Here is a 22,185-nt window from a genome sequence, read left to right on the forward strand (position 1 = left end):
CCTCGGGCAATAGCTTACCCCCCGGCCCATGACGTGATGAAGGCCGGCACGTCGCCGGCGGGCATGGGGCGGCTGAAATGATAGCCCTGCACGAGATCGCAGCTCATCCGCTGCAGGAGAGTCGCCTGGAAGGCGGTTTCGACGCCTTCGGCCACGACTTCGATGCCGAGATTGTGGCCGAGGCTCAGGAGAGCCCTGACGATGGCGGCATCGTCCGCGTCCGTTTCCAGCCCGTCCACGAAGCTCCGGTCGATCTTGATCGCATCGACCGGATAGCGCTTGAGATGAGACAGGGAGGCATAGCCTGTGCCGAAATCGTCGAGCGCGATCGTCACCCCCTCCGTGCTCAGTGTGCGCAGCGCCCGCTCCACGTATTCGGCGCCGGAGCCCAGAAACACGCTCTCTGTGACTTCCACCTCGAGACACTGGGCCGGCACGTTCATCCATCTCAGGTCTTCGAGCACGCGCTCGGCATAGTTGTCGCGCCGGAATTCGGCGGCGGACGCATTGACGGCGATGCGGCCGAACGAAAGGCCGGCCTCGAGCCAGGAGCGGATGTCCTTGAGGATGCAGGACCGCATGCGCTCGCCGATGGCCGTGCCGAGTTCCGTGTCGCTGAAGGCGGCGGCGATCGTCTCCGGCGACTGGATTCCGTTGCGGGGATCATGCCAGCGCAGGAGCGCCTCGAAGCCGCTGATCATATCGGAGGCCAGGATCACCTTGGGCTGATAGAACGGCACAATCCAGTCCGACGTGACCGCCCGCGCGGCCACCTCCAGGGCCGAATTGGTTCGCCGGGACTCCTCCCGCATGGTCGTGACGAACATCTTGAACGAGCCGCGTCCGGAGGTCTTGCTGCGGTAGAGCGCGAGATCGGCCTGCTTTTGAAGCTCCTCCGGGCTAGTGTCGAACCCGGCCGATATGGCTCCGCCGATGCTCGTGCGGCAGTCCAAAAGCTTGCCGTTGCGTTTCAAGGGCTCCTGCATGCGGGCCAGGATGATGTCGGCCATGGCCACGACATCGCCTTCCCCGGCGATTCCGGGCAGGAGCACGGCGAACTCGTCGCCGCCCAGACGGGCGACGGTGTCGCCGGAGCGCGCGACACTGCGAAGCCGCTGCGCGAACTCCTTCAGAAGATCGTCGCCGGCATCGTGGCCGAAACGGTCGTTGATCTGCTTGAGGTGATCGAGATCCATGACCAGCAGACCGGCGGTACGGGATGAACCCGACGTCTCATTGAGAGCCTGTTGCAGGCGTTCTCGAAAGAGCCTGCGGTTGGCGAGACCCGTGAGATCGTCGTGATGGGCAGCCCAGCGGAGGGTTTCCTCCGTGAGCTTGCGATCATGGATGTCTTCGACCGCACCATACCAGCGAACAACGGTGCCGTCCTCGCTGCGACGGGCTGCGGCACGGGAGCGAAACCAGCGATAGGTTCCGTCGGCCATGCGCAGACGGTAATCCATGTCGAGGCCCCGCCCGGTTGCAACGGCGCGGCCCCATTGTCGGATGATGACGGCCAGGTCGTCGGGGTGCAGCGCCTGCCTCCAGCCGGCCCCTAGGGCATCTTCCACGCGCATGCCGGTCCGGTCATGCCAGCGCGAGGAAATATCGAGGAGGTTGCCCTGCGGATCCGCCGTCCACGAGATCTGGGGGTTGAGCTCCACGGAATGGCGATGATGCGCCTCACTCTCGCGTAGGGCCGCGTCGCTGCGCTGCCGCTCGAGAGCCAGCGCCGCCAGATGCAGCACGGCCTCCATGCGCTCCATCTCGTTGCATGTCGGGGCGCGCGGTTCGCCATAATAGAACCCGAAGGTTCCGAGCACGTCGCCGGACCGTGACAAGATCGGCTTGGACCAGCAGGCCCGGGATCCATGGGACAGGGCAAGGTCGCGCCAGTTGGCCCACAGGGGATCGGACGCGATGTCGGTGACGATGACGCTGGTGCGCGCGTAAGCGGCGGTTCCACATGAGCCTTTGTCCGGCCCGACGCTCAGACCGTCGATGGCCGCGTTATAGGAAGCCGGAAGGCTGGGTGCGGCACCGTGCCGGAGCAGTCCGGCCTCCGCATCGTACAGCAGGATCGAGCACTTCGCTCCGGGCAGCTGTGATTCCGCCAGGAGGCAGAGCGCCGTCAGAATCTCATCGACCGGCTGGCCGGCGGCGACCATCTCCAGCACGCGGGCATGGCCCTGCAGAGCAAGCTCCGCTTCCTTCCGGTCGTGGATGTCCTCCGTGGTCCCGTACCAGAACGCGATGGCTCCGGTCTCGTCGCGCCGGGCGGCCGAACTCGACCGGCACCACCGGTAGCTGCCGTCCGCCATCCTGATCCGGTATTCGCACTGGTAGGGCGTGCCCGCCGCGAGGCTTTCGCGCCTCGCCTTGATCAGGCGGGACAGGTCGTCCGGATGAACCAGCTTCACCCATCCGTTCCCGACCAGGGCGTCGGGTGGCTGGCCGATCCATTCGGACCAGCCGGGCCCGACCTGGACCACCGTTCCGTCCGCATCGGCCAGCCAGGGGATCTGCCGGCTCAGGGCGAAGGCGTAATGATACAGATTTTCATAGATTGTCTGTTCATTCCTCTGCGGCATGAGCAAATCTTCACGAGTCAACTCATGGAGCGAAGTAAATTCAACTTCCTCATTCCAACGCATACCGCAAACCGAAAAGACGCGATTATCGAATAAATTCTTGGCCTATATTGCAATGTCTGTCCATTAGGAGGAATGGACTAACGCGGCCTTTCAGAGAACGCGGCAAGGCTGCTTTTTATCGATTCTTTATTGATAAGGTTAAGTGAGGGCGCGGAGCGTAAGTGCTCCGGTATCAGGTCGGGACGAGGATCACACCCCCGACGCACATCCAGGCGGGACAGTCGGAAAAATGCCGCCCGGACAAACGCAGGGCGGCAGGGCGCCAAAAGTGATCGTTATCATCGTCGCAAGCTTGTGGAAGAGGGCCTTTTAGCCTTCTTCGCCTGTCACGCCGGCGGCGTCCTGGGCCTTCAGGATCTCGGGGCGCGGCATCGAGATGATGTTGTAGCCCGAATCCACATAGTGGATCTCGCCTGTCACACCATTGGAGAGGTCGGAGAGCAGGTAGAGGGCCGAGCCGCCGATATCCTCGATGGTCACCGTGCGGCGCAAGGGGGCATGGGCCTTCTGGTAGGTGAACATGAGGCGGGCATCCGAGATGCCGGCACCGGCGAGCGTGCGCACGGGACCCGCCGAGATGGCGTTGCAGCGAATGCCCTGAGGCCCCAGGTCGGACGCGATGTAGCGCATGGAGGCTTCCAGCGCCGCCTTGGCCACGCCCATCACGTTGTAGTTCGGCATCACCCGGGTCGAGCCGCCATAGGTGAGGGTCAGAAGAGAGCCGCCGTTCCTCATGCGCTTGGCGGCGCGCTGAGCGATCTCCGTGAAGGAGAAGCAGGAGATCACCATGGTGCGGGAAAAGTTCTCGCGGGTGGTGACGTCCACATAGGAGCCCTTGAGCTGCGACTTGTCGGAAAAGCCGATGGCGTGGACCACGAAGTCGAGCCCGTCCCAGGCCCTGTCGAGGGTCTCGAACACTGCATCGACGGACGCGATGTCCTCTACGTCGCAGGGAAGGACGAGTCCGGAGCCGAGCGATTGCGCCAGGGGAGCGACGCGCTTGCCCAGGGCCTCGCCCTGATAGGTGAAGGCGAGCTCCGCCCCGTGCTGGGCCAGGGTCTTGGCGATGCCCCAGGCGATGGAGTGGTCGTTGGCGACGCCCATGATGAGGCCGCGCTTTCCTTGCATCAGACCGGTCACTTGGGTCCCCCTGTGCATCGGCTCCATCGTGCGACGCCAATTGTTATGAAAGTGTGCATCGCGAGCCGGAAGAATGGTGTGATTAAGCGTATCCATGCGAGGTCCCCCCAGAAATATCCGGGGCATCGCATGGAGCCGTCTCAGGTTTATGACAGTGTCTTATCCGTTGTAACGGCTGAAGACGAGTGTGGCATTGGTGCCGCCGAAGCCGAAGGAATTCGACAGGACCGTATCGACCTTGGCATCGTCGATCCGCTTGCGGACGATGTTCATGTCGGCGAATTCCGGGTCGAGCTCGTCGATGTGGGCGCTCTCGCAGATGAAGCGGTTGTTCATCATCAGGAGCGAGTAGATCGCTTCCTGCACGCCGGTGGCGCCGAGCGAGTGGCCGGTGAGCGATTTCGTCGCAGAGATCGGCGGGCACTTGTCGCCCGCGCCGAAGACCGTGCGGATCGCCTCGATCTCCTTCTGGTCGCCCACGGGGGTCGAGGTGGCGTGCGGGTTGATGTAGTCGATCGGGTTATGGACGTCCTTGAGGGCCATGCGCATGCAGCGGATCGCGCCTTCGCCCGAGGGCGCCACCATGTCGTAGCCGTCCGAGGTCATGCCGTAGCCGACGATTTCGCCGTAGATGCGGGCGCCGCGGGCCTTGGCGTGCTCCAGCTCCTCCAGCACCAGCACGCCTGCGCCGCCGGCGATGACGAAGCCGTCGCGGTTGGCGTCATAGGCGCGGGAGGCCCGGGACGGGGTGTCATTGTACTTGGTGGACATGGCACCCATGGCGTCGAACAGGTTGGACATGGTCCAGTCCAGATCCTCGCAGCCGCCGGCGAACATCACGTCCTGCTTGCCGTACTGGATCATCTCGTAGGCGTTGCCGACGCAATGGTTCGAGGTCGCGCAGGCGGACGAGATCGAATAGTTCACGCCCTTGATCTTGAACCAGGTGGCGAGCGTCGCGGAGGCGGTGGAGGACATTGCCTTCGGCACGGCAAACGGTCCGATGCGCTTGGGGCCCTTCTCACGCGTGATATCGGCCGCCTCCATGATGATTCGGGTGGAAGGACCGCCCGAGCCCATGATGATGCCGGTGCGCTCGTTGGAGATTTCATTCTCCTCGAGGCCGGAATCCCGGATCGCCTGGTCCATGGCCACATGGTTCCAGGCGGTGCCCCGGGCATGGAAGCGCATGGCGCGACGGTCGACGATCTCCTCCGGGTTCAGGCTGGGAGCGCCGTGAACCTGGCAGCGGAAGCCGTATTTCGTGTAATCTTCGGCCTTGCTGATCCCGGACTTCGCTTCGCGCAGAGAGGCAAGCACCTCCTGCGTGTTGTTGCCGATGGACGACACGATGCCCATTCCGGTGACGACGACGCGCCTCATAGCCTACCTCTTCAAAGGATCTTCACTGTCAGCCTTACCATTTCAACAGGTAAGGTTGACCCTGCCCATTCTCAACAGTGAGCCATGCGAATGGGATGAAAGCGTGATCCCGACCGCTGAAGGCCCCACCGCCGAGCGGCAGGGCCGGTTCTTTAAAAAAGATCACGCTTTGTCAATAGGATGGGACAGGCACTGACCTTTGGTCAGCGCCATAAAGCCTAGCCGCCCGCGGCCGCATCCGCCTGGAACAGGCCGACGCGCATGTCCTTGGCCTCGTAGATCCGGCGTCCGTCGGCCTCCAGCCAGCCGTCGGCGATGCCGAGCACCAGCTTCGAGCGGAAGACGCGCTTGAGGTCGACGCCGTAGACCACTTTCTTGACCGTGGGCAGCACCTGGTCGGAGAACTTCACCTCGCCGACGCCGAGCGCCCGGCCGCGTCCGGGCGAGCCGCCCCAGCCGAGGAAGAACCCCGTCATCTGCCAGAGGGCGTCCAACCCCAGGCAGCCCGGCATCACCGGATCGCCCTGGAAATGGCAGGGGAAGAACCAGAGATCCGGCCGCACGTCGAGTTCCGCCACCACATGGCCCTTGCCATAGGCTCCGCCATCCTCGCCGATGGAGGTGATGCGGTCGAACATCAGCATGGGCGGGAGCGGCAATTGCGCATTGCCGGGACCGAACAATTCTCCGCGCCCGCAGGCAAGGAGCTCTTCATAAGTAAAGCTGGACTGGCGGGCCATGCCGGATGCCGATCCTTTCATCGCGTCTTCAACAAGCGGCCTCGAGACGGTCCCGAGACCTGGATGCGGGCTCTGGTAGCACAGGCTTGGCGATCCATCAAAGGGACCTGAGCCGGGATTCTTCGCCATTTGGGGAACCGGTGCCGCAGCCCCGGGCAGCCTTGCGGTAAACCTCTCGCTTTCCTATGATTGTGATGGTAGAAGCGCCTATCCGTTCATTCAGTTCCGCCGATGACCGATCCATTGTCCGCCTATATCGAGTCCACCACCGCTCCGCATCGGAAGGGTTGTCCCGTGTCCGAATTGCGGGACAAGCTGCGCCGCGTGGGCCTGCGCCCGACCCGGCAGCGCGTGTCCCTGGGATGGCTCCTGTTCGGCAAGGGCGACCGACACATCACCGCTGAATTGCTCTTCGACGAGGCGTCCCGCGCCCGCGTCCCGGTCTCTCTGGCGACGGTCTACAACACCCTGCACCAGTTCACGGAAGCCGGCCTCCTGCGCCAGCTGTCGGTGGATGGGGCCAAGGCCTATTTCGACACCAACCCGACCGAGCATCACCACTTCTTCCTGGAGGAGGAGGGCGAACTCGTCGACATGCCCGAGACTGCCGCCGTGAGCGTGGCCGACTTGCCCGAACCGCCCGCCGGCATGGAAGTGGCCGGTGTCGAGGTCATCGTGCGCCTGCGCCGCAAAGGCGCTTGAGTTTCCGCTGCCCTCGTTTCCAGCAAAGCGGCTTCCGGTCCGTAGCAGATGCCGCTCAGCCATAGCCTCGCCGCCCTTCTCGTCACGGCTATCTGGGGCCTGAGCTTCGTCGTCATCAAGCTCGGCGTCGGCACCATGCCGCCCCTCTTGCTGGCGGCGCTGCGTTTTCTCTTTGCAGCCTTGCCGGCCGTGTTCTTCGTGTCCAGGCCCAAGACCGATTGGCGCAACGTCGTCGCCTATGGCTTCTTTCTCGGGGTCGCCCAGTTCGGGCTGCTGTTCGCCGCCCTCGCCATCGGCATGCCGGCGAGCCTCGCCTCCGTGGTCATGCAGGCGCAGGTCTTCTTCACGATCCTCTTTGCAGCCCTGGTCATGGGCGAGCGACCAGGACCGCATCAGGTGATCGGCGGCGTCATAGCCAGCCTCGGCCTCGTGCTCATCGCTTGGCCGCGCATGACCGGCGGAGGCGCCGTTCCCTTCCTCATGACGGTGCTGGCCGCTGCCGCCTGGGGTGTGGCGAACATCGTCTCGAAGCGGGCCGGGCGGGTCGACATGTTGGGCTTCGTCGTCTGGTCGAGCCTCATCGCGCCCCTGCCGCTGTTCGGCCTGTCGCTCTGGCTCGACGGCCCAGCGCAGGTGTTCGATGCGCTCAGGCATATCGACGGCGGCACCCTGGCGGCGGTGGCCTATCTAGCCTATCCGACGACGATCTTTGCCTTCGGAATCTGGGCCTATCTCCTGTCCCGCCATCCGGCCGCCACGGTGACGCCGTTCGCCCTGTTCGTTCCCGTCGCGGGGATCCTCGGCTCGGCCCTCGTCCTCGGCGAAGCCATGCATCCGATCGAGGCCGTCGGCGGGGCCGTGATCGTCCTCGGCCTCGCCTTCAATGTCTTCGGACGACGGGTGATGCAGTGGATCGCCTAAACCTTAGCGGCGGTCCGGGCTCTGATGCGCGGCTCCGGACAACGGCTGAGAATTTCAGCGGATGAAGCCGAATCCGACCAGCGCATAGACGATCAGGAAGATCGCCACGAAGACGTTCAGGAAGCGCGGGGCGACAAGGGACGCGATGCCGAGGACCAGGGCAAGGATCGGCAGCAGCTTGAAGCTCAGGTTGATGCTCATGAAGGCAGGCTCTCAGATAGAAAGGAAACGATGTTTCCTTCTAGCGGCCAAAAGCTTGATAAAATGGAAAAGACCTATTCCACAGTCTCGTTGGGATAGACGCCCCAGAGCTTCTCCTGCTGGATATAGCCGTCCACATCCCGGGCGCCGTCCAGCACGATCACCACCCGGCACCATTTGCCGTCGCAACCCTTGATGTTGGTGATCACGCCTGGCTGCAGGTGGGCCGCCACGCCGCCCTTCTCGTCGGTCTTGTCGAACAGGCTGATCGGCGGCTGGTTGCCCTTGGCCCAGGGCATCACGAGCGCGGTACGCCGGCCCGACAGCAGGGAATGGAGCACCCAGCCTTCCGTGCCTTCCGAATCGCGGATGCGCCGCCAAGTCTCGTACTCGGCGATGATCTCCACCGGCAGGCCGGCCCGCTGGAACACCCAGGCGGTCCTGTGGTCCTTGGATGGGCCCTCGCGCAGGTTCACCCGGTCGGTCTTGAGGCTCACATAGCGCGGCACCGGCAGGCCCGTGCCGAGACGGCCGCCCGGGGGCTGCTGGGCGACGGCCGTTGCGGCGCTCAGGCTGACAAGAGCAAGGGCAAGGGCGATCTTGCGCATGGTTCCCCCGATAGTGACTTTGTCTTGGGTTGAGGCTCTGGTAGAGAAGCTTGACGGAGACCGCCACGCGGCGCGTCGTCACCTTTGATCGCCGAAGCAGGGTTAAGAGAGCGTGAAACTCTCTCAACTTCGCTGGGTTTCAGTGCCGGGGACGCTTGAAGTCGATGAAAAAGAGACCTGTCGTCGTTGTCACCCGCCGCCTGCCCGACGTGATCGAAACGCGCCTGCGCGAATTGTTCGACACGCGCCTCAACCTCGAGGACAAGCCGCTCTCGCCCGAGGAGCTGGCCGAGGCCGTGAAGACGGCGGACGTGCTCGTGCCGACCATCACGGACGAGATCGGCGCGCCCGTGCTGGAGCAGGCCGGCCCCAACCTGAAGCTCATCGCCAATTTCGGCAACGGCGTCGACAACATCGACGTCCCGGCGGCGGTGGCCCGGGGGATCACCGTCACCAACACGCCCGGCGTGCTGACCGAGGATACGGCCGACATGACCATGGCGCTGATCCTGGCGGTCGCCCGCCGCATTCCCGAAGGCGCCCGGGTAATCCCTGACGGGACCTGGGCTGGCTGGGCGCCGACCTGGATGCTGGGCCGGCGCATCACGGGAAAGCGCCTCGGCATCGTCGGCATGGGCCGCATCGGCCAGGCGCTCGCCCGGCGCGCCAAGGCCTTCGGCCTGTCGATCCACTACCACAACCGCCGCCACGTGCCGCCGAAGATCGAGGCGGAACTCGAGGCGACCTACTGGGAATCTCTCGACCAGATGCTGGCCCGCATGGACATCCTGTCCGTGAACTGCCCGCACACCCCGGCCACTTATCACCTGCTCTCGGCGCGGCGCCTCAAGCTCATGAAGCCCGACGCGATCCTGGTGAACACCGCCCGCGGCGAGATCATCGACGAGGGAGCCCTCACCAAGCTCATCGAAGCCGGCGCCATCGCGGGCGCCGGCCTCGACGTGTTCGAGGAGGAGCCGGCGGTCAATCCGCGCCTCGTGCGCCTCGCCAAGCAGGGCAAGGTGGTGCTGCTGCCGCATATGGGCTCGGCCACCCATGAGGGCCGCGTGGCCATGGGCGAGAAGGTCATCGTCAACATCCGGGCCTTCGTCGACGGCCACAAGCCGCCGGACCGCGTTCTCCCCAGCATGCTCTGAAGGAGCCATCCGCAGGAAGCGTCTTCATCGCCAAGCCTTATGGCGAACAGGCTCCCAGGAAGGTGATACGGGCTCTCCGCAGTAACGCTCCGGAATCGACCGGCCGTTGAGGCCGGGCTCATCCCCGGCAAACGCGAAGATGTGAGTCGCAATCCGCTGCGACCAAAATCCATCTTGGGCATAAACATATGTAAGTGCGGCTGAGAAAGGAGTTTGGCCAGAACAGGAACGTACTTACCCCACGGCCTTGATGACCAATTCCCTGATCCTGAAGCTCGAGAAATACGACCGGCTCTCCGACGACGAGAAGGCGGTTCTCGAAAATGCCATCGCCCGGATTCGCGTCGTCGAGGCCGACGAGGACGTCATACGGGAGGGCGACAGCCCGACGGATAGTTCGCTGCTCCTGGAAGGCTTCGCGGCCCGCTACAAGATCGTCTCGAATGGCCGGCGGCAGATCTCGGCGATCCATGTCGCCGGCGACTTCATCGACCTGCACAGCTTTCTGCTGAAGACGATGGATCATGGCGTGCTGGCGCTTACCAATTGCCGCATCGCTCTCGTTCCGCACGCGACGCTCGAGAAGATCACGGACGAATATCCTCATCTCACCCGCCTGCTCTGGCTCAACACGCTGATCGACGGCGCCGTCCACCGGGAGTGGCTCACGGCCATGGGCCGCCTGTCCGCGACGGCCCACATGGCGCATCTGATCTGCGAGCTTTACCTTCGCCTGAAGGCGATCGGGCGGGTCGAGGGCGACACGATCCAGCTTCCCATCACGCAGGCGGAACTCGGCGACACGCTTGGCCTGTCGACCGTTCATGTGAACCGCGTGCTGCAGGAACTGCGCAAGGAAGGATTGATCCGTTTCCAGGGTGACGCGTTGACCATTCTCGATTGGGAACGGCTGAAGAAGGTGGGGGAATTCACCTCGACCTATCTCAGCCTTCAGAACGAAGACAGCTAGAGCATCGAACGCAACGGGAACCGGCTTTGCGCGAACAGATGCGAAAGCCAAAATCTTAAAGCATCGGACGTGCGTTCGAATTCACACCCGATGCTGCAGCCCTGATCTCCGGACAGACGATGAGCGACATCACTCTCCAAGAAATGCCGGTTCTGGCGGATGGCGGCAGGCATGAAGGACAGCTCGTTCTCGCGGACGGGCAGCTGGTGGCCGTCTTCACCTGGGTGACGCCGGAGGAAACCGCCGGCGGCCATGGATGCGCCGGAGGCTGGTTCCTGGAAGCCGGTTTCGGTCCCTGCAGCGGCCTGATCAGCACGACGCCGCCCGTTCTTGCCACTCTCGACGAGGCCGTGGTCTGGGTGCGCACCCGGCTGGTCAACGGCCCGTCTTGATCCTGAGCGCCTTCAGCGCAACTGGGCGACGATCTCGCCGGCGGCCCTCTCGCCCTCTTCCCAGGCTCCTCCGGCCGTGCCCCATTGGGCCCGCGAGAGCGCCTCGCCGGCGAACCAGATCCGCTTCCCGACCGGCGCCTTCAGAATGTCCCGGATGGCGTAAAGGCCCGGCGGCACCACGGCCCAGGAGGCGCGCGACCAGGGGTCGTGCCGCCAGGCGGTGCCGTGCACGGCGGAGAGGTTGCGGATCGCCCCGTGGCCGAACTGCTCCGTCAGGACCGCGCGGGCATAACGGTAAGGCGCGTGGACGTCCCGCCGGTCGAAGGAGGAAGCGGCAGGCTGGTCGAGTTCGAAGAAATGGAACGGCGTGCCGTCGATGCGGGTCAGCAGGCCCGGCGGCTGCCGGTGCGTTCCGGTGAGACTCGCCAGCCGGTCCGCACCCTGAAACGGCGAATCCGGCCAATGCAGGATCACGTGCTCGTAGACGCCTTGCGTGAAGCCGTTCACGGCTTCCACGACATGGTTGGGCAGGGTGGGTGCAAAGCGGATCGCATCGTGCTGCAGCACTGCCATGGGCGCGGTGACGATGACGGCCTTCGCCTGGAGCGTCCCCGCCGAAGTCTCGATTCTCACGCCTTGCCCGGACCAGTCGATGCCATGAACGGCCGTGCCGAGCCGTACCGGAAGCTCGTGGGCGAGACGGCCCACATAGGCGCCGAGCCCGCCAGCGATGAACAGGTTATCCGAGTACTCCATGCTCGGAAAATCGTGCAGGCTGACCTCGTCGAGCGGACGGCCCGAGACGAGGCCGTGGATGGCCGCCACCCGCCGCCCCTGCGGCCCCATCGGCGGAAGCACTCTGGCGGCGGGCTGATCCTCCCGTGCCTTGGCCGCCTGGGTCATGGCCCGGTCGGCCATGTCGAAGGCCCGGTCGAGGGCCGCCCGCTCAGTCCGGGTGCCCGGCCTGCCGCGGACGAAGAAGTGCCCGTTCACGGGCGCCCGGCGCAGAGGCTCGCCGCGCAGGCGCCCGAGCTTCACGAGGGGATTGATCGGACCGGCATGAAGCCAGTGCGCGCCGAGATCGACCGGATGGCCCTTGAAGCGGCGCGTGACCGTGCGTCCGCCGATCCGGTCCCGCGCTTCCAGCACCGTAACCGTCAGGCCCGCCTCCAGAAGGCACCGCGCGGCGGCGATTCCGGCGCTTCCCGCGCCGACCACCGCCACATCGGGATTCACGCTCGGGCTCGTCGACGCTTCATTGTCCATCGGCACGGCTTTCTCCACCCCTCGCTTTGCGGCGGGATCGTTCATAAGTAAGGTCCGCTTCCCGCATCAAGGGATGCTATGCAAGGACCTGAACGACAGATGCTGATCCAATCGATTTTCGCGGCGGCCCGCGAGGTCTTCTCGCCGGCCCTGCGGCGTATCCTCTGGAAATCGATTGGATTGACGATCGCGCTGCTCGTCCTGGTCTGGCTCGGCCTGACCAAGCTGTTCGACATCTTCCTGACCGATCACCACCTGAGCGCCACTTATCCGATCATCGACAGCTTCGCGTTCTTCCTCGCCGGCTTCGGTCTTTTCGTCGTCCTGGTCTATCTGCTGCCGGCCATCTCGGCCATCGTGGCGGGCTATTTCCTCGACGACGTGGCCGAGGTGGTGGAGCGGGAGAACTACCCGGCCGATCCGCCCGGCCGGGCTCTGCCCTTCGGCCAGTCCCTCATCTACGGACTTCGCTTCGCCGGCCTGTCGCTGCTGGTGAACCTCGTGGCCCTGCTCCTGTTCTTCATCCCCGGGATCAATATCGGCGTGTTCTTCATCGCGAACGCCTATCTGCTGGGCCGGGAATATTTCGAGCTGGCGGCGGTCCGCTTCTGGCGTCCCGAGGACGTGGTGCGCCTGCGCACCGAGTATCGGGGAACGGTGCTGGCCGCGGGCGCGGTGGTGGCGGCCCTGGTGCTCGTGCCGGTGGTGAACCTGATCACGCCGATCTTCGGCGCAGCCCTGATGGTTCACCTGCACAAGAAGCTCACGCAAAATCCGACGAAGCGGTTGTCGCTACGCCGGGATGATGCGGTTTCGATCGAAAAGGTTTGAGGGGCAACCCCTCAAGCCGTTCAGCGGCTCGCCGATTGGCCTACGGCGGGTCCGACAGCCCGCTCCGGATGGAAGTCCGATCCGGCTCCCCCGGAACGGGGCGCGAGCAGGTCCGGCGTATTGCCCGGAGGTGCGTTGCGCTTGAGGTCGAACTGGCCGGTCTTGCGGAAGCGCAGGAGGTAGCTCGGGACGATCGCCTCGATGGTGGTGGGCGTGAGGCCGAGGCCCTGGAGCGTCCGGCCTTCGCGGATGGCGCCCTCCGAGACCACGTTGTCCGTCTCCAGCAGGATCGCCTGGTCGCGGGTGGTGACGAGCTCGTCCGGGATCAGGCCCAGGGTCAGCCAGTCGAGCGTTCCCAGGACGCCGCCCATGGTCCGGGCCAGGTTGCCGGGCAGGGGCACGATGGGGCGCCTGCGCTCGGTGACCTCGAGGACGAATTCCATCATCTGGCGCATGGTGCGGATCTCGGGTCCACCGAGCTCATAGACCCGGCCGCCCGGCACCGCGCCGTCCACGGCGCGCACGACCGCTTCGGCCACATCGCCCGCATAGACCGGCTGGAACCGGGTCTCGGCGCCCGGCAGCGGCACCACCGGGAGCATGCGCGCGAGCGTTCCGAAGCGGTTGAAGGAACTGTCGCCCGGCCCGAACATGAGCGAGGGGCGCAGGATCACGGCATCCGGCCGCTCCTGGAGCAGGGCGGCCTCGCCCTCGGCCTTGGAGCGCGCATAGGCCGATTCGGAACCCGCATCCGCCCCGATGGCCGAGACATGGGTGAAGGACACGGCCTTCCTGGCGAGCCGCGCGATCATCGCCGGAGCCTTGGCCTGGAGGGTGTCGAAGTGCTGGCGCCCGGTTTCCTGGAGGATGCCCACGAGATTGACCACATGGTCCGCCCGGGCCACCGCGTGGGCGACCGAAGCCTCGTTGCGCAGGTTGGCGTGGATCGGGTTGATCTGCCCGACCTTGCCCAGGGGCAGGAAGTTCGCGAGGTTCGGCTGGCGGGTCGGCACGAGAACGCGATAGCCGCGCTCGGCCAGACGGCTCACCACGTAACGGCCGAGAAAGCCCGATCCGCCGAAAACGGTGACGGTTTGCTGCTCAGGCGTGCGAAGGGCACCGATCATGAAACTCTCCTGCCCGGCAAAAGGGCTTGCATGGAGCTTGGGTGTGAATTTTGACATTGTCTCTAGTCAAACGCCGCTCCCCTGTGAAGAGGTGCAGGCCAAGAAAGCGCATCGGTCGCATTTTCAGCGATTGACGAAGCCCGAGAAGCACCGTAAACGAAGCCTCGCCGACGAGGCATGCCCAGGTGGCGGAATTGGTAGACGCACTGCTTTCAGGTAGCAGCGGGTAACACCGTGGAGGTTCGAGTCCTCTCCTGGGCACCATCCAACCCTTAAGTGGTTGAACCATTGAGATTTCAGGGTTATTTGGTCCGTGACCGGTGGACAAAACCGGTGGACACCCATGAAGTTTCGTATGCCCGCAATGGCCCGTCGATCTGACTCCAAACATCATCAATTCGAGCGGCGAGTTCCCCAAGACATCATTGAGCGTGCCCGAGGACAGCTTGTCGTTATTGAGTTGCCTCCGCTCAAAGGCGCAAAGGGAACCACGGTTCACACGACGCTCGGCCAGAGGGTGAAGTTCTCCCTCAAGACGCCTGACAATGATGTTGCAGCAGCCCGGACTGGCTTGGTTCTCGCTCACCTTGAGAAGCAATACGACGCCATTCGGCAAGGCCCGAAGCCTTTGAGCCAAAAGGAGGTCATCGCTTACTCCGGTGAAGCCTATCGGCTTTGGGTTGAGAGGTTCGAGGAAAACCCCGGCTCGGTGGCAGAATGGTCAGCGTGGAAAGCGTTCACCCGCGCCGCGATGGAAGGTCGAATCCTCTCTGCTCCAGCGGCTAGTACCGATTCCCTTCCAAATGAGACGGAGGCGGCTCGGTTGCAGTTTGGCGAGGACCTAACAGCAGGGATCAATGCCCTACCTCGCTCTGACGATACCACCGCGCTAGAGCAGCGATTCGGACAGGTTCTATCGTGGGTCCTGACCAAACATGCCCTCCACGTTGATGCTGCGACACGCACGGCTCTACTCAAGGCGACGGCACAAGCTTCCCATCTGGCAGCATTCCGTCTCAAGAGAGCAGCGGACGGCGATTACAGCCCTGATGACAACGAGAAACGGTTCCCATCCATTCCGGTCACTGGTCAGCAATCAGCAACGACCCTGACTGACCTATTCGATCGATGGATGAAGGAGACGAGGCCAGCCGGGTCTACAATCACGACGTGGCGCTCGGTCATGAAGGACCTTAAAGCCCATCTAGGCCACGAGAACGCAGCCCTCATCACAGAGCAGGATGCAATCGCATGGAAGGATGCGGCTATCGCGAAGGGCCTCACGCCCAAAACAGTTAATGACAGCTATTTAGCAGCCGCTCGCCGCCTGTTTACCTTCGGAATGAGCAACCGGCTTGTTTCGTCCAACCCATTCGCGAAAGTGAAGGTTTCGAGCAAGCGCCAAGCAGGACAGAAGAAGCTTCCTTATTCAAATGAGGAGGTTGTCCGCTTGCTTACCCTAGCCAGAGCAGAGACAAATTCTGCACGGCGATGGCTTCCATGGTTGGCAGCACTGACAGGTGCGCGAATTGGAGAGCTTGCACAGGCGTGGGGCAGTCAAGTGCGTGAGGTTGAGGGCTTCCACGTCCTAGACATCAAGCCCGCTCCTGACGGCGGGTCCCTTAAGAATGAAGGGTCTGAGAGGACTGTCCCGTTGCATCCGGCCCTCATTGCCGAGGGCTTTCTGGACTTCGCAAAAGCCAAAGGGAACGGCCCTCTCTTCTATGCGGGACAGGCACGTAAGCGGGAGGGCGACAGCAACCGCCATGCATCAAAGGGTGTCACGAACCGGCTATCAACGTGGATTCGTGAGCAAGGCTTCAACGATCCTAGGAAGGCTCCCGCACATGCCCTTCGCCATTGGTGGAAGAGCGCAGCGGCACGAGCGCGGGTTCAAGAGTCCGAAGCTGACGCGATACAGGGACATGCCGGAAAATCCGATGCATCCACCTATCGGCACTTCGACATCGCTACGCTCGCGGCAGCCGTTTCAGCTATTCCGTCTCCGTTAGACACAGAAACAGGGGGACGATCACAAGAGGCTCCTGAAGCCTCGAAAGATGCCCTCAGACGGCCTTCGGAGCCTCCTCGGCTACCCTAGACTCAAACGGCAAGCATCGCCGTGTATGGCGCTCCCTGTGGCTCAGAGAGTCCATCTGAATCAGTGGACCGTGAGACTGCCTTGGAGCCGTTCAAACACCGCCTGAATCGTCTCTAGCGATGGCTGATAGGCTGTGCCTGTTTCGATGCGGTGGAGGAAGCCTTGAGCCGTGAGGACGCCTAGAGAGTCAGGCTCCTCGTGGTCCTCTATAAGCTCCTCAAGGCGAACCTTGGTGATCCTCAGAACCTCAGGCCCAACATCATACTGCCACTCTCCATCAATCACGGCCTCTAGGACCTCATCGTTGGTTAGCCGTCGCTTGGCTGCGTTGAAGGACCGGCGCACGACCTGAAGATTTTCGGGAGAATGAAGGCCACCACGTTGAATGGGGAGGATGTGATCGACCTCGTGTCTGATGCCAGTGGCCTTCGATAGCTCTCTGGCCTCGCAATAAAGCGGGATGGTGGACCGAACCACATCGGCAATCACAGCACCCTCAGGCACTCGTGCGCCCCTGCTTCTCGCACTATTCCAAGCCGACCAAGCTACGGACGCATCGGCGTTCTTGAGCCTGTAGTTCCTCATCTGCTTGCGTCTCATCTCCTTACGCTTCGTGGGGTTCTCAAGCTCCCATCGGCGCACCCGCATCCTGTTGCATCCAACACAGTTACTATTCGAAGCGTATCGGCCATCAAAATGACCATGAGGACACGGTTTACCGGATTGGTAGACGCGGAAGCCTTGAGCTATTGCGTCCTCGCGGGTTCTTGGGAGTTCTTGAGTGGAGGCATCCTCACAAACGATAGTAGAGCGAGCTATAAAATTAGTATTAGTGTTCATATTATTGCTCTTATTATTGGTTTTATTTTTGTTATAGATATTGAGTCTTTGGCTATGAAGCTTGGGCTGCTGCTGTAAAAGCCCGGCCTTCTGTCCCAATACTCCTGTGATTGCCGCTTATTGCTTTGCTAGACAATGCCTTAAGGACTCTTAGAGGCTCTAGCCTCATGGGGTCTAACCTTAAGGCCGGTAAAGTTTTCAGCTTCGCAAAGGACACAGGCTCCGTTCTCGATATTCCTGGGAGCCACATGGCCTCGATGGCACTCCTTGGCAGTCAGGAAGAACCGAAGCCCCTTTGCCTGAGCTTCAGAGCGGCTAATGGGTTCAAGGAGGAGGAGCGGGTTATCCGTGAGCTTCAATGCGTCGTTACGGCGTGTCCCCATCACGACAACCGGCCAATGTTCGGCACTGATATGTAGAGGTCAGGCGTAGACCTAATCTTGCCGGAACGAACTTCCTCAATGAGAGCCTGTAGAGCCACGCTCACAACAATTGAGGTAGAAACGGCAAAGGGGAAGTGGTCCTCATAGGCGCTTTTGATTTCCCTAAGGTTCGCGGTATCGGTCGCGGTCAGCTTGAAGCCATGCTCAGTTAGTCCCTGACCCCGCTTACGGTAGACCTTAGGTTTGGTTCTGCTTTTCATGTTTATCGTTACCCTCTTTTATTTATCATAATCGCTTTGGTTCATGGCTCTGTTTAATCATCTGCCACAATTGAAAAAGAACGACGGCCTCCCATCGCGTTAACAACAGGAAGCCGCCGAGTTTGAACCTTAAGATGTTCGTAGGAAAAGGTATCGGTGATCTAAAGCCTATACCTCGCCTGCTGAAGCGCCCCCATCATCGCTGGCCTACACAGGGAGCCACGAAGGAGCGCACGGCTCGACCTGGGGCCAGCTAGGGATACGCCTCAGCAGGGAAGGCATTGATTGGTCACGGAGAAGGTTGTCCGGTAGTAACGCTCGAAGGTTTGATCTTATGAGACTAATGAACTTCTTAAGCTCATTCACCATTAGACCATTATCAAACATAACAAGAGCATTTATCGAGCTTAAGACTCTTAAGAACATAAGACTCCCCCCCCTTACCCCCTCAAGCACATTCATCCCTGTGACCTCCCCCTGTGGCGCAGTTCTTGAACGTGTTTGTTTTTCTATGGCGGTAATGGTCCTAGTCGCTACTCAGAGTTCATGAGAACCCAAGGCTGTCCCCTTAAAGTATCCAAATCTGCAATCTCATTACAGTTAGTCGAGAAAACGTCTCTCCATAAGGGTTCCATTTTTGGCAGAGCGGTCCCTCTCCATAAGCGTGCCAAATTTGCACAGGCTGTTCAGAAAAGGATGGAGAAGCGATCTCCTTAAGGGCTACATTTTTACAGGAGCGGCATCTCTCCATAAGTGTCACAAAGATGCAGAGCGGCTCTACCTCCATAAAGTCAATAAAAATGCTATCATGTTTCAAAAGAGGCCCGTAGAGCGCCTTGGAAGCTTTCCGGCTAGGTGCATACCAGCCAAGCTGTGTATCAGCCTCTACGGCCTTCCTACGCGATCCTAGAGGCTATACAGACGCACAGGAGAGCTATAGGCCGATGAGGAGCCAATGATTTCTCAATGGCCCCTCTTTCAACCTTACTGTCGATACGTAGACCGGATTACAGGCTCGTGAGCCGACCATGCATCCCAAGCAGCCGAACGCTTCTCAAAGGGAAGTTCGTTGATTGCTTCCTCAGCAAACTCGGTCGCCTCCCGATACGAACGCGCCTGTTTGTTCAAACGGTTGATAAGCGCCTTCACGGTGTTGCTGTGCCTGTCACCGACAACGTTCTCAAGAGCATCCCCAAGATCGGCTCTGGAATCCATGTGCGCACGAGCCTTCGCAACGTAGCGCCCAACGTTGACGATCCCGGCCTTCGGCCTCTCAATAGAGTATCCACGAGTGTTGATTTTGATAGTGTCGCTCGTGTTGGACTCATTGGAAGCCCTAGGAGACTCATTAGCGCCCCTAGGAGAGTCACCAGCGCCCTTTCTAGGCCCTTGTGGTCCCTGAGTAGCCGCATGAGCCTGACGAGTCTCTAGGGCCGTATTAACGGCTTCCCTGATGACCTCGCTTGCGTCTGGTGCCTCCGATACTCGCTGTGACGGAGCATCGTTCACGACAGGCGAAAGACGCTCAAGAGCTTCAGACGATTGACGAGCATTAGAAGCAGATTGCCGAAGGGCTTCTACTTCGTTCGCTGCGTCTACATCGTCACGACGAAATCGCTCAATGAATTGTCGCGTTGGGTTGCGAGAGCCTGTCAGCGCATCCACAGCACGTGCCGTGCCGTACGCTGCACCTTGAGCCGCTAGGACCTTTCCGAGAGCAGCAGGAGCTAGGCCAACCTTTAGAGCTATTGGAGCTTCAGCGAGTGTAAGAGCCGCAGTTGCACCACCAAGCGTTCGCTTAGTGCGATCCTTGAGCCAGGAGGCCGGATTGATTGTGTCCTCAACGAGAGGCTTGGAGGAAACACCGCCAGCAAAATAACCATCCTCGTAACGGCCTTTAGATTTCAGGAGATTGAGGTTGCTGTGGTCCTCTAGGGCATCAACGAGCCTTTGGCCCTCCTCAGAATCTCCAAGCCTTTCCCGTAACTGCTGAAGGCGTTCACTCGACACCCTGTGGCCCTGGTCCAAGGTTGCCTCAGCAGCATCGACCAAACCCCGCACGTCACGGTTTGAGCCGTCATCGCTCAACGCTCGTGCCTTTGCCAATGCGGCATCGCGCTTAATGACCTGCTGTGCGGCCTCTACCGTGTCGAAGGCGTCCTTTGGGGTCTTTGGATCAATCTCAGCAGACTCAAGACGGCTTGCAAGCCTCGCTCCGCTGTCAGGATCAACGGCACGAAAGCGATAGGCGTTAGTAGCGTCACCAACGCCGCGCATTGTCCTAACAGCGCCTCCGGTTCCTCCTGAGAGCGCAGCCGAACCCAGGACCTCATGAGGGCTGATATCCAATCCCCTCTCTGTCCCTGCGGTGATGGCCGCTTGGTCTATCACGGACCCTGCCGCTCCTGCGGCTGCTTCTGCTCCTGTGGCCTTGGCGATCTGGCCTGGAATCTGAGTTAGGACTTGCGCCCCCGCTCCCTTGGTTACTCCTGAGAGCGCCGGATTGAGGCCAAGGCGTCCAAGAGCCGCTTGAGCAAGAGCCGATGTGCCAGCAATGCCGTAATCTGCCAGAGAAGCCTCGTGTCCTTGTCCTTGGTGCTCCAAACGAGCATCCATAGCAGGGCCGAAATTACGAGCCGCGTTCGACACGACGAAGCCGGTTCCCCCTGTCAGCGCACCCGCAGCAAGATCAGCAGCGAGGCCAGGAGAACCCTCAAGGATCGTGCGAGGTAATGCGCTCCATCCGAAACCGCCAACACCCCTGTCCTTGTCCTTGGGAGCAAAAAAGTCAGCAGAGGCGGGACGATAGTTCTCAGGGGCAATAGACCTCCCAAGGTCCGTCACCGTGTCTCCAATAGATTCGATGCTGTCGGCTCCTGTGGCCTCACCGATCCAATGAGCGGTGCGTCCTAGACCTACAGCAGCATTAGCCGTTCCATATTGGAGAGCCTTACCGGCCTTTTGCCATGGCCCTAAGCGGTCCATAGGGTCCTCATCGTCAAGCAACACGGCTCCCTTGGGTAACTCATCAAGCTTAAAGCCCTGAGGTAGTTGGGTCGGGTTGTCGTCATCATTCAGAAGAACAGCCCCCTCCGGTAGCTCATCAAGCACAAATCCCTGAGGGAGCCTTGCGTCGTTATTATTCTTGGTTGTCATTCACTCTATCCTTTTCTTATTATTGTTTCGGTTGTGTATCAAAGTATCTTTAGGTCCGATTTAGTTACGTCTATTGTTGGGTGATGTTCTCCTTCCCCAGCACTTGCTTAGGCTCGTGAGCTACCTTCCTCACCGCCCAAGCCGCTCCATTCGTGAAACATTGCTGCTCAAATAATCTTGCCTAAGGTCCTCATAATCCCCTTGTGAAATTTGTAAACGTCCGTATATTAACTTCACAAGCTAGGCATGAGGGGGAGAGATAGATGGCTGACGGAAACTTTGTTGCTTACTATCGGACCTCTACCCGCTCTCAGGACTTGGGCATTGAGGCACAGAAGGCCGCCGTCATCTCGTGGCTCAACGGAGGCAATCACTCCGTCATCGGTGAGTTTGAGGAGCAGGAGAGCGGCAAGAACGATGAGCGTAAGCAGCTTCAGGCTGCCATTGCCCTCTGCAAGAAGCGAAAGGCCACACTCGTCATTGCTAAGATGGACCGGCTCTCTCGTGACCTCGCGTTCATTGCGAACCTAATGAAAAGCGGTGTTGAGTTTGTGGCTTGCGACAATCCCCATGCCAACAAGCTCACCATCCATATCCTTGCCGCTGTGGCCGAGCATGAGAGGGATATGATTGCCAAGAGGACCTCTGAGGCCCTTCAGGCTCTCAAGCGCCAGGGGAAGAAGCTTGGTAGCCCTGAGATTGAGAAGGCACAGGCCAAGAGCCTTGAAGTGAGGACCGCAAAGGCTGACCAGTTCGCAGCCAACATTCTCCCCATCATTGAGAAGATCAAAGCCGGGGGTGCCACTACCCTCAGGGCGATTGCCTCTGAGTTGAATGAGAGGAACGTCAAGACCTCTCGTGGTGGGGAATGGTCGGCCAAGCAAGTGCAGCTTGTCCTTGAGCGGGGACACCGCGCCTAATGTCGAAAGGGAAGGGGATACCCGCACCCATCCCGCTATAGGCGATGGATACTCACGAGGCTTGAGAGAGGAGAGAGGTCCTGTGGGTCAGGAGTTCTCATGGTTCTAGCGAGGAGCTTGGGTCCCTTTCGGGTCCCTCCGCAGACCTTTGGCCTTGCCTGACCCCACCCACCCCTGTTTCAAAAAAGGGCTAAAGCTCTCGCGTTGTTGTTAGGCCCTGCCGTGCAGCGTCATGATTTCAAAACTTGGGTCCCATCTGTGGGTCATAGGAATCCCTCAAACCCCTAGAGCCTTTTTCGGCTATTCCGAGTCGGAGGGGATTCCGCTGTGAGGCGTGATGTGTCGTGCTGGCTTCCAGACATGGAGGCAGGCATGGCACGCGCTTACAGTCAGGATCTGCGGGACCGCGTGATCAAGACAGCCTTGGGTGGCG

The 22,185-nt window shown here is 61.2% G+C and carries 18 protein-coding genes and 1 tRNA gene; 9 read left to right on the forward strand and 10 right to left on the reverse strand.

The window, feature by feature from the left end; all coding sequences use genetic code 11:
• Positions 1-14 precede the first annotated feature (14 nt).
• From AB4097_RS18245 to fabA, 4 genes are all read right to left on the reverse strand, one after another.
• Complete coding sequence (locus AB4097_RS18245) at positions 15-2,591, reverse strand: bifunctional diguanylate cyclase/phosphodiesterase (RefSeq protein WP_442042148.1); 2,577 nt, start codon at positions 2,589-2,591, stop codon at positions 15-17.
• Between the two features lie 372 nt (positions 2,592-2,963).
• Positions 2,964-3,794: an enoyl-ACP reductase FabI gene (gene fabI / locus AB4097_RS18250; RefSeq protein ID WP_442042150.1), complete on the reverse strand. Its 831-nt coding sequence runs from the start codon at positions 3,792-3,794 to the stop codon at positions 2,964-2,966.
• 159 nt (positions 3,795-3,953) lie between these two features.
• A complete protein-coding gene (gene fabB, locus AB4097_RS18255) occupies positions 3,954-5,177 on the reverse strand; it encodes a beta-ketoacyl-ACP synthase I (RefSeq protein ID WP_442042152.1) in 1,224 nt (407 codons plus the stop codon).
• Positions 5,178-5,395: 218 nt separating this feature from the next.
• Positions 5,396-5,917: a 3-hydroxyacyl-[acyl-carrier-protein] dehydratase FabA gene (fabA, locus tag AB4097_RS18260; protein WP_442042154.1), complete on the reverse strand. Its 522-nt coding sequence runs from the start codon at positions 5,915-5,917 to the stop codon at positions 5,396-5,398.
• Positions 5,918-6,148: 231 nt separating this feature from the next.
• Here fabA and irrA point away from each other — a divergent pair, with 231 nt between their 5' ends.
• Positions 6,149-6,619 (forward strand): iron response transcriptional regulator IrrA, encoded by a 471-nt coding sequence (gene irrA, locus AB4097_RS18265; protein WP_442042156.1) that lies wholly within the window; start codon positions 6,149-6,151, stop codon positions 6,617-6,619.
• Positions 6,620-6,667: 48 nt separating this feature from the next.
• Positions 6,668-7,540 carry an EamA family transporter gene (locus AB4097_RS18270; RefSeq protein WP_442042158.1) on the forward strand — a complete coding sequence of 291 codons (873 nt, stop codon included), beginning with the start codon at positions 6,668-6,670 and terminating at the stop codon, positions 7,538-7,540.
• A 54-nt stretch (positions 7,541-7,594) separates the two neighbouring features.
• Here AB4097_RS18270 and AB4097_RS18275 read toward each other — a convergent pair whose 3' ends face one another.
• Together AB4097_RS18275 and AB4097_RS18280 are read right to left on the reverse strand one after the other, a co-directional pair.
• Entirely contained in the window at positions 7,595-7,741 is a 147-nt protein-coding gene (locus tag AB4097_RS18275; RefSeq protein WP_084020587.1) for a DUF3096 domain-containing protein, read from the reverse strand.
• 74 nt (positions 7,742-7,815) lie between these two features.
• On the reverse strand, positions 7,816-8,349 hold the full coding sequence (locus AB4097_RS18280) for an SH3 domain-containing protein (RefSeq protein WP_442042161.1): 534 nt from the start codon (positions 8,347-8,349) through the stop codon (positions 7,816-7,818).
• Positions 8,350-8,513: 164 nt separating this feature from the next.
• On the opposite strand from AB4097_RS18280, the gene AB4097_RS18285 reads away from it, so the two are divergent.
• The 3 genes from AB4097_RS18285 to AB4097_RS18295 all read left to right on the forward strand — a co-directional run bounded on the left by AB4097_RS18285 (position 8,514) and on the right by AB4097_RS18295 (position 10,868).
• A complete protein-coding gene (locus AB4097_RS18285) occupies positions 8,514-9,506 on the forward strand; it encodes a 2-hydroxyacid dehydrogenase (protein ID WP_442042163.1) in 993 nt (330 codons plus the stop codon).
• A 250-nt stretch (positions 9,507-9,756) separates the two neighbouring features.
• Positions 9,757-10,476 carry a Crp/Fnr family transcriptional regulator gene (locus AB4097_RS18290; protein WP_442042165.1) on the forward strand — a complete coding sequence of 240 codons (720 nt, stop codon included), beginning with the start codon at positions 9,757-9,759 and terminating at the stop codon, positions 10,474-10,476.
• A 119-nt stretch (positions 10,477-10,595) separates the two neighbouring features.
• Positions 10,596-10,868 carry a hypothetical protein gene (locus AB4097_RS18295; protein ID WP_442042167.1) on the forward strand — a complete coding sequence of 91 codons (273 nt, stop codon included), beginning with the start codon at positions 10,596-10,598 and terminating at the stop codon, positions 10,866-10,868.
• 12 nt (positions 10,869-10,880) lie between these two features.
• On the opposite strand, the gene AB4097_RS18300 is transcribed toward AB4097_RS18295, so the two are convergent.
• A complete protein-coding gene (locus AB4097_RS18300; RefSeq protein WP_442042181.1) occupies positions 10,881-12,134 on the reverse strand; it encodes a flavin monoamine oxidase family protein in 1,254 nt (417 codons plus the stop codon).
• Positions 12,135-12,233: 99 nt separating this feature from the next.
• Between AB4097_RS18300 and AB4097_RS18305 the strand changes: the two genes are divergently transcribed.
• Positions 12,234-12,965: a sulfate transporter family protein gene (locus tag AB4097_RS18305; protein ID WP_442042169.1), complete on the forward strand. Its 732-nt coding sequence runs from the start codon at positions 12,234-12,236 to the stop codon at positions 12,963-12,965.
• Between the two features lie 20 nt (positions 12,966-12,985).
• Here the strand turns inward: AB4097_RS18305 and AB4097_RS18310 are convergent, their stop codons facing one another.
• On the reverse strand, positions 12,986-14,092 hold the full coding sequence (locus tag AB4097_RS18310) for a complex I NDUFA9 subunit family protein (protein ID WP_442042171.1): 1,107 nt from the start codon (positions 14,090-14,092) through the stop codon (positions 12,986-12,988).
• Positions 14,093-14,271: 179 nt separating this feature from the next.
• On the opposite strand from AB4097_RS18310, the gene AB4097_RS18315 reads away from it, so the two are divergent.
• A tRNA-Leu gene (locus tag AB4097_RS18315) sits at positions 14,272-14,356 on the forward strand.
• 79 nt (positions 14,357-14,435) lie between these two features.
• Positions 14,436-16,193: a hypothetical protein gene (locus AB4097_RS18320; RefSeq protein WP_442042173.1), complete on the forward strand. Its 1,758-nt coding sequence runs from the start codon at positions 14,436-14,438 to the stop codon at positions 16,191-16,193.
• A 60-nt stretch (positions 16,194-16,253) separates the two neighbouring features.
• On the opposite strand, the gene AB4097_RS18325 is transcribed toward AB4097_RS18320, so the two are convergent.
• Together AB4097_RS18325 and AB4097_RS18330 are read right to left on the reverse strand one after the other, a co-directional pair.
• A complete protein-coding gene (locus tag AB4097_RS18325; RefSeq protein ID WP_442042175.1) occupies positions 16,254-16,841 on the reverse strand; it encodes an HNH endonuclease in 588 nt (195 codons plus the stop codon).
• Between the two features lie 1,819 nt (positions 16,842-18,660).
• Positions 18,661-20,832 (reverse strand): hypothetical protein, encoded by a 2,172-nt coding sequence (locus AB4097_RS18330; protein ID WP_442042177.1) that lies wholly within the window; start codon positions 20,830-20,832, stop codon positions 18,661-18,663.
• Between the two features lie 263 nt (positions 20,833-21,095).
• On the opposite strand from AB4097_RS18330, the gene AB4097_RS18335 reads away from it, so the two are divergent.
• A complete protein-coding gene (locus tag AB4097_RS18335) occupies positions 21,096-21,752 on the forward strand; it encodes a recombinase family protein (protein ID WP_442042179.1) in 657 nt (218 codons plus the stop codon).
• The last annotated feature ends 433 nt before the right edge of the window (positions 21,753-22,185 follow it).

Origin of the sequence: Microvirga sp. 2MCAF35, from assembly GCF_052115545.1 — a bacterium.
Lineage (GTDB): Bacteria > Pseudomonadota > Alphaproteobacteria > Rhizobiales > Beijerinckiaceae > Microvirga.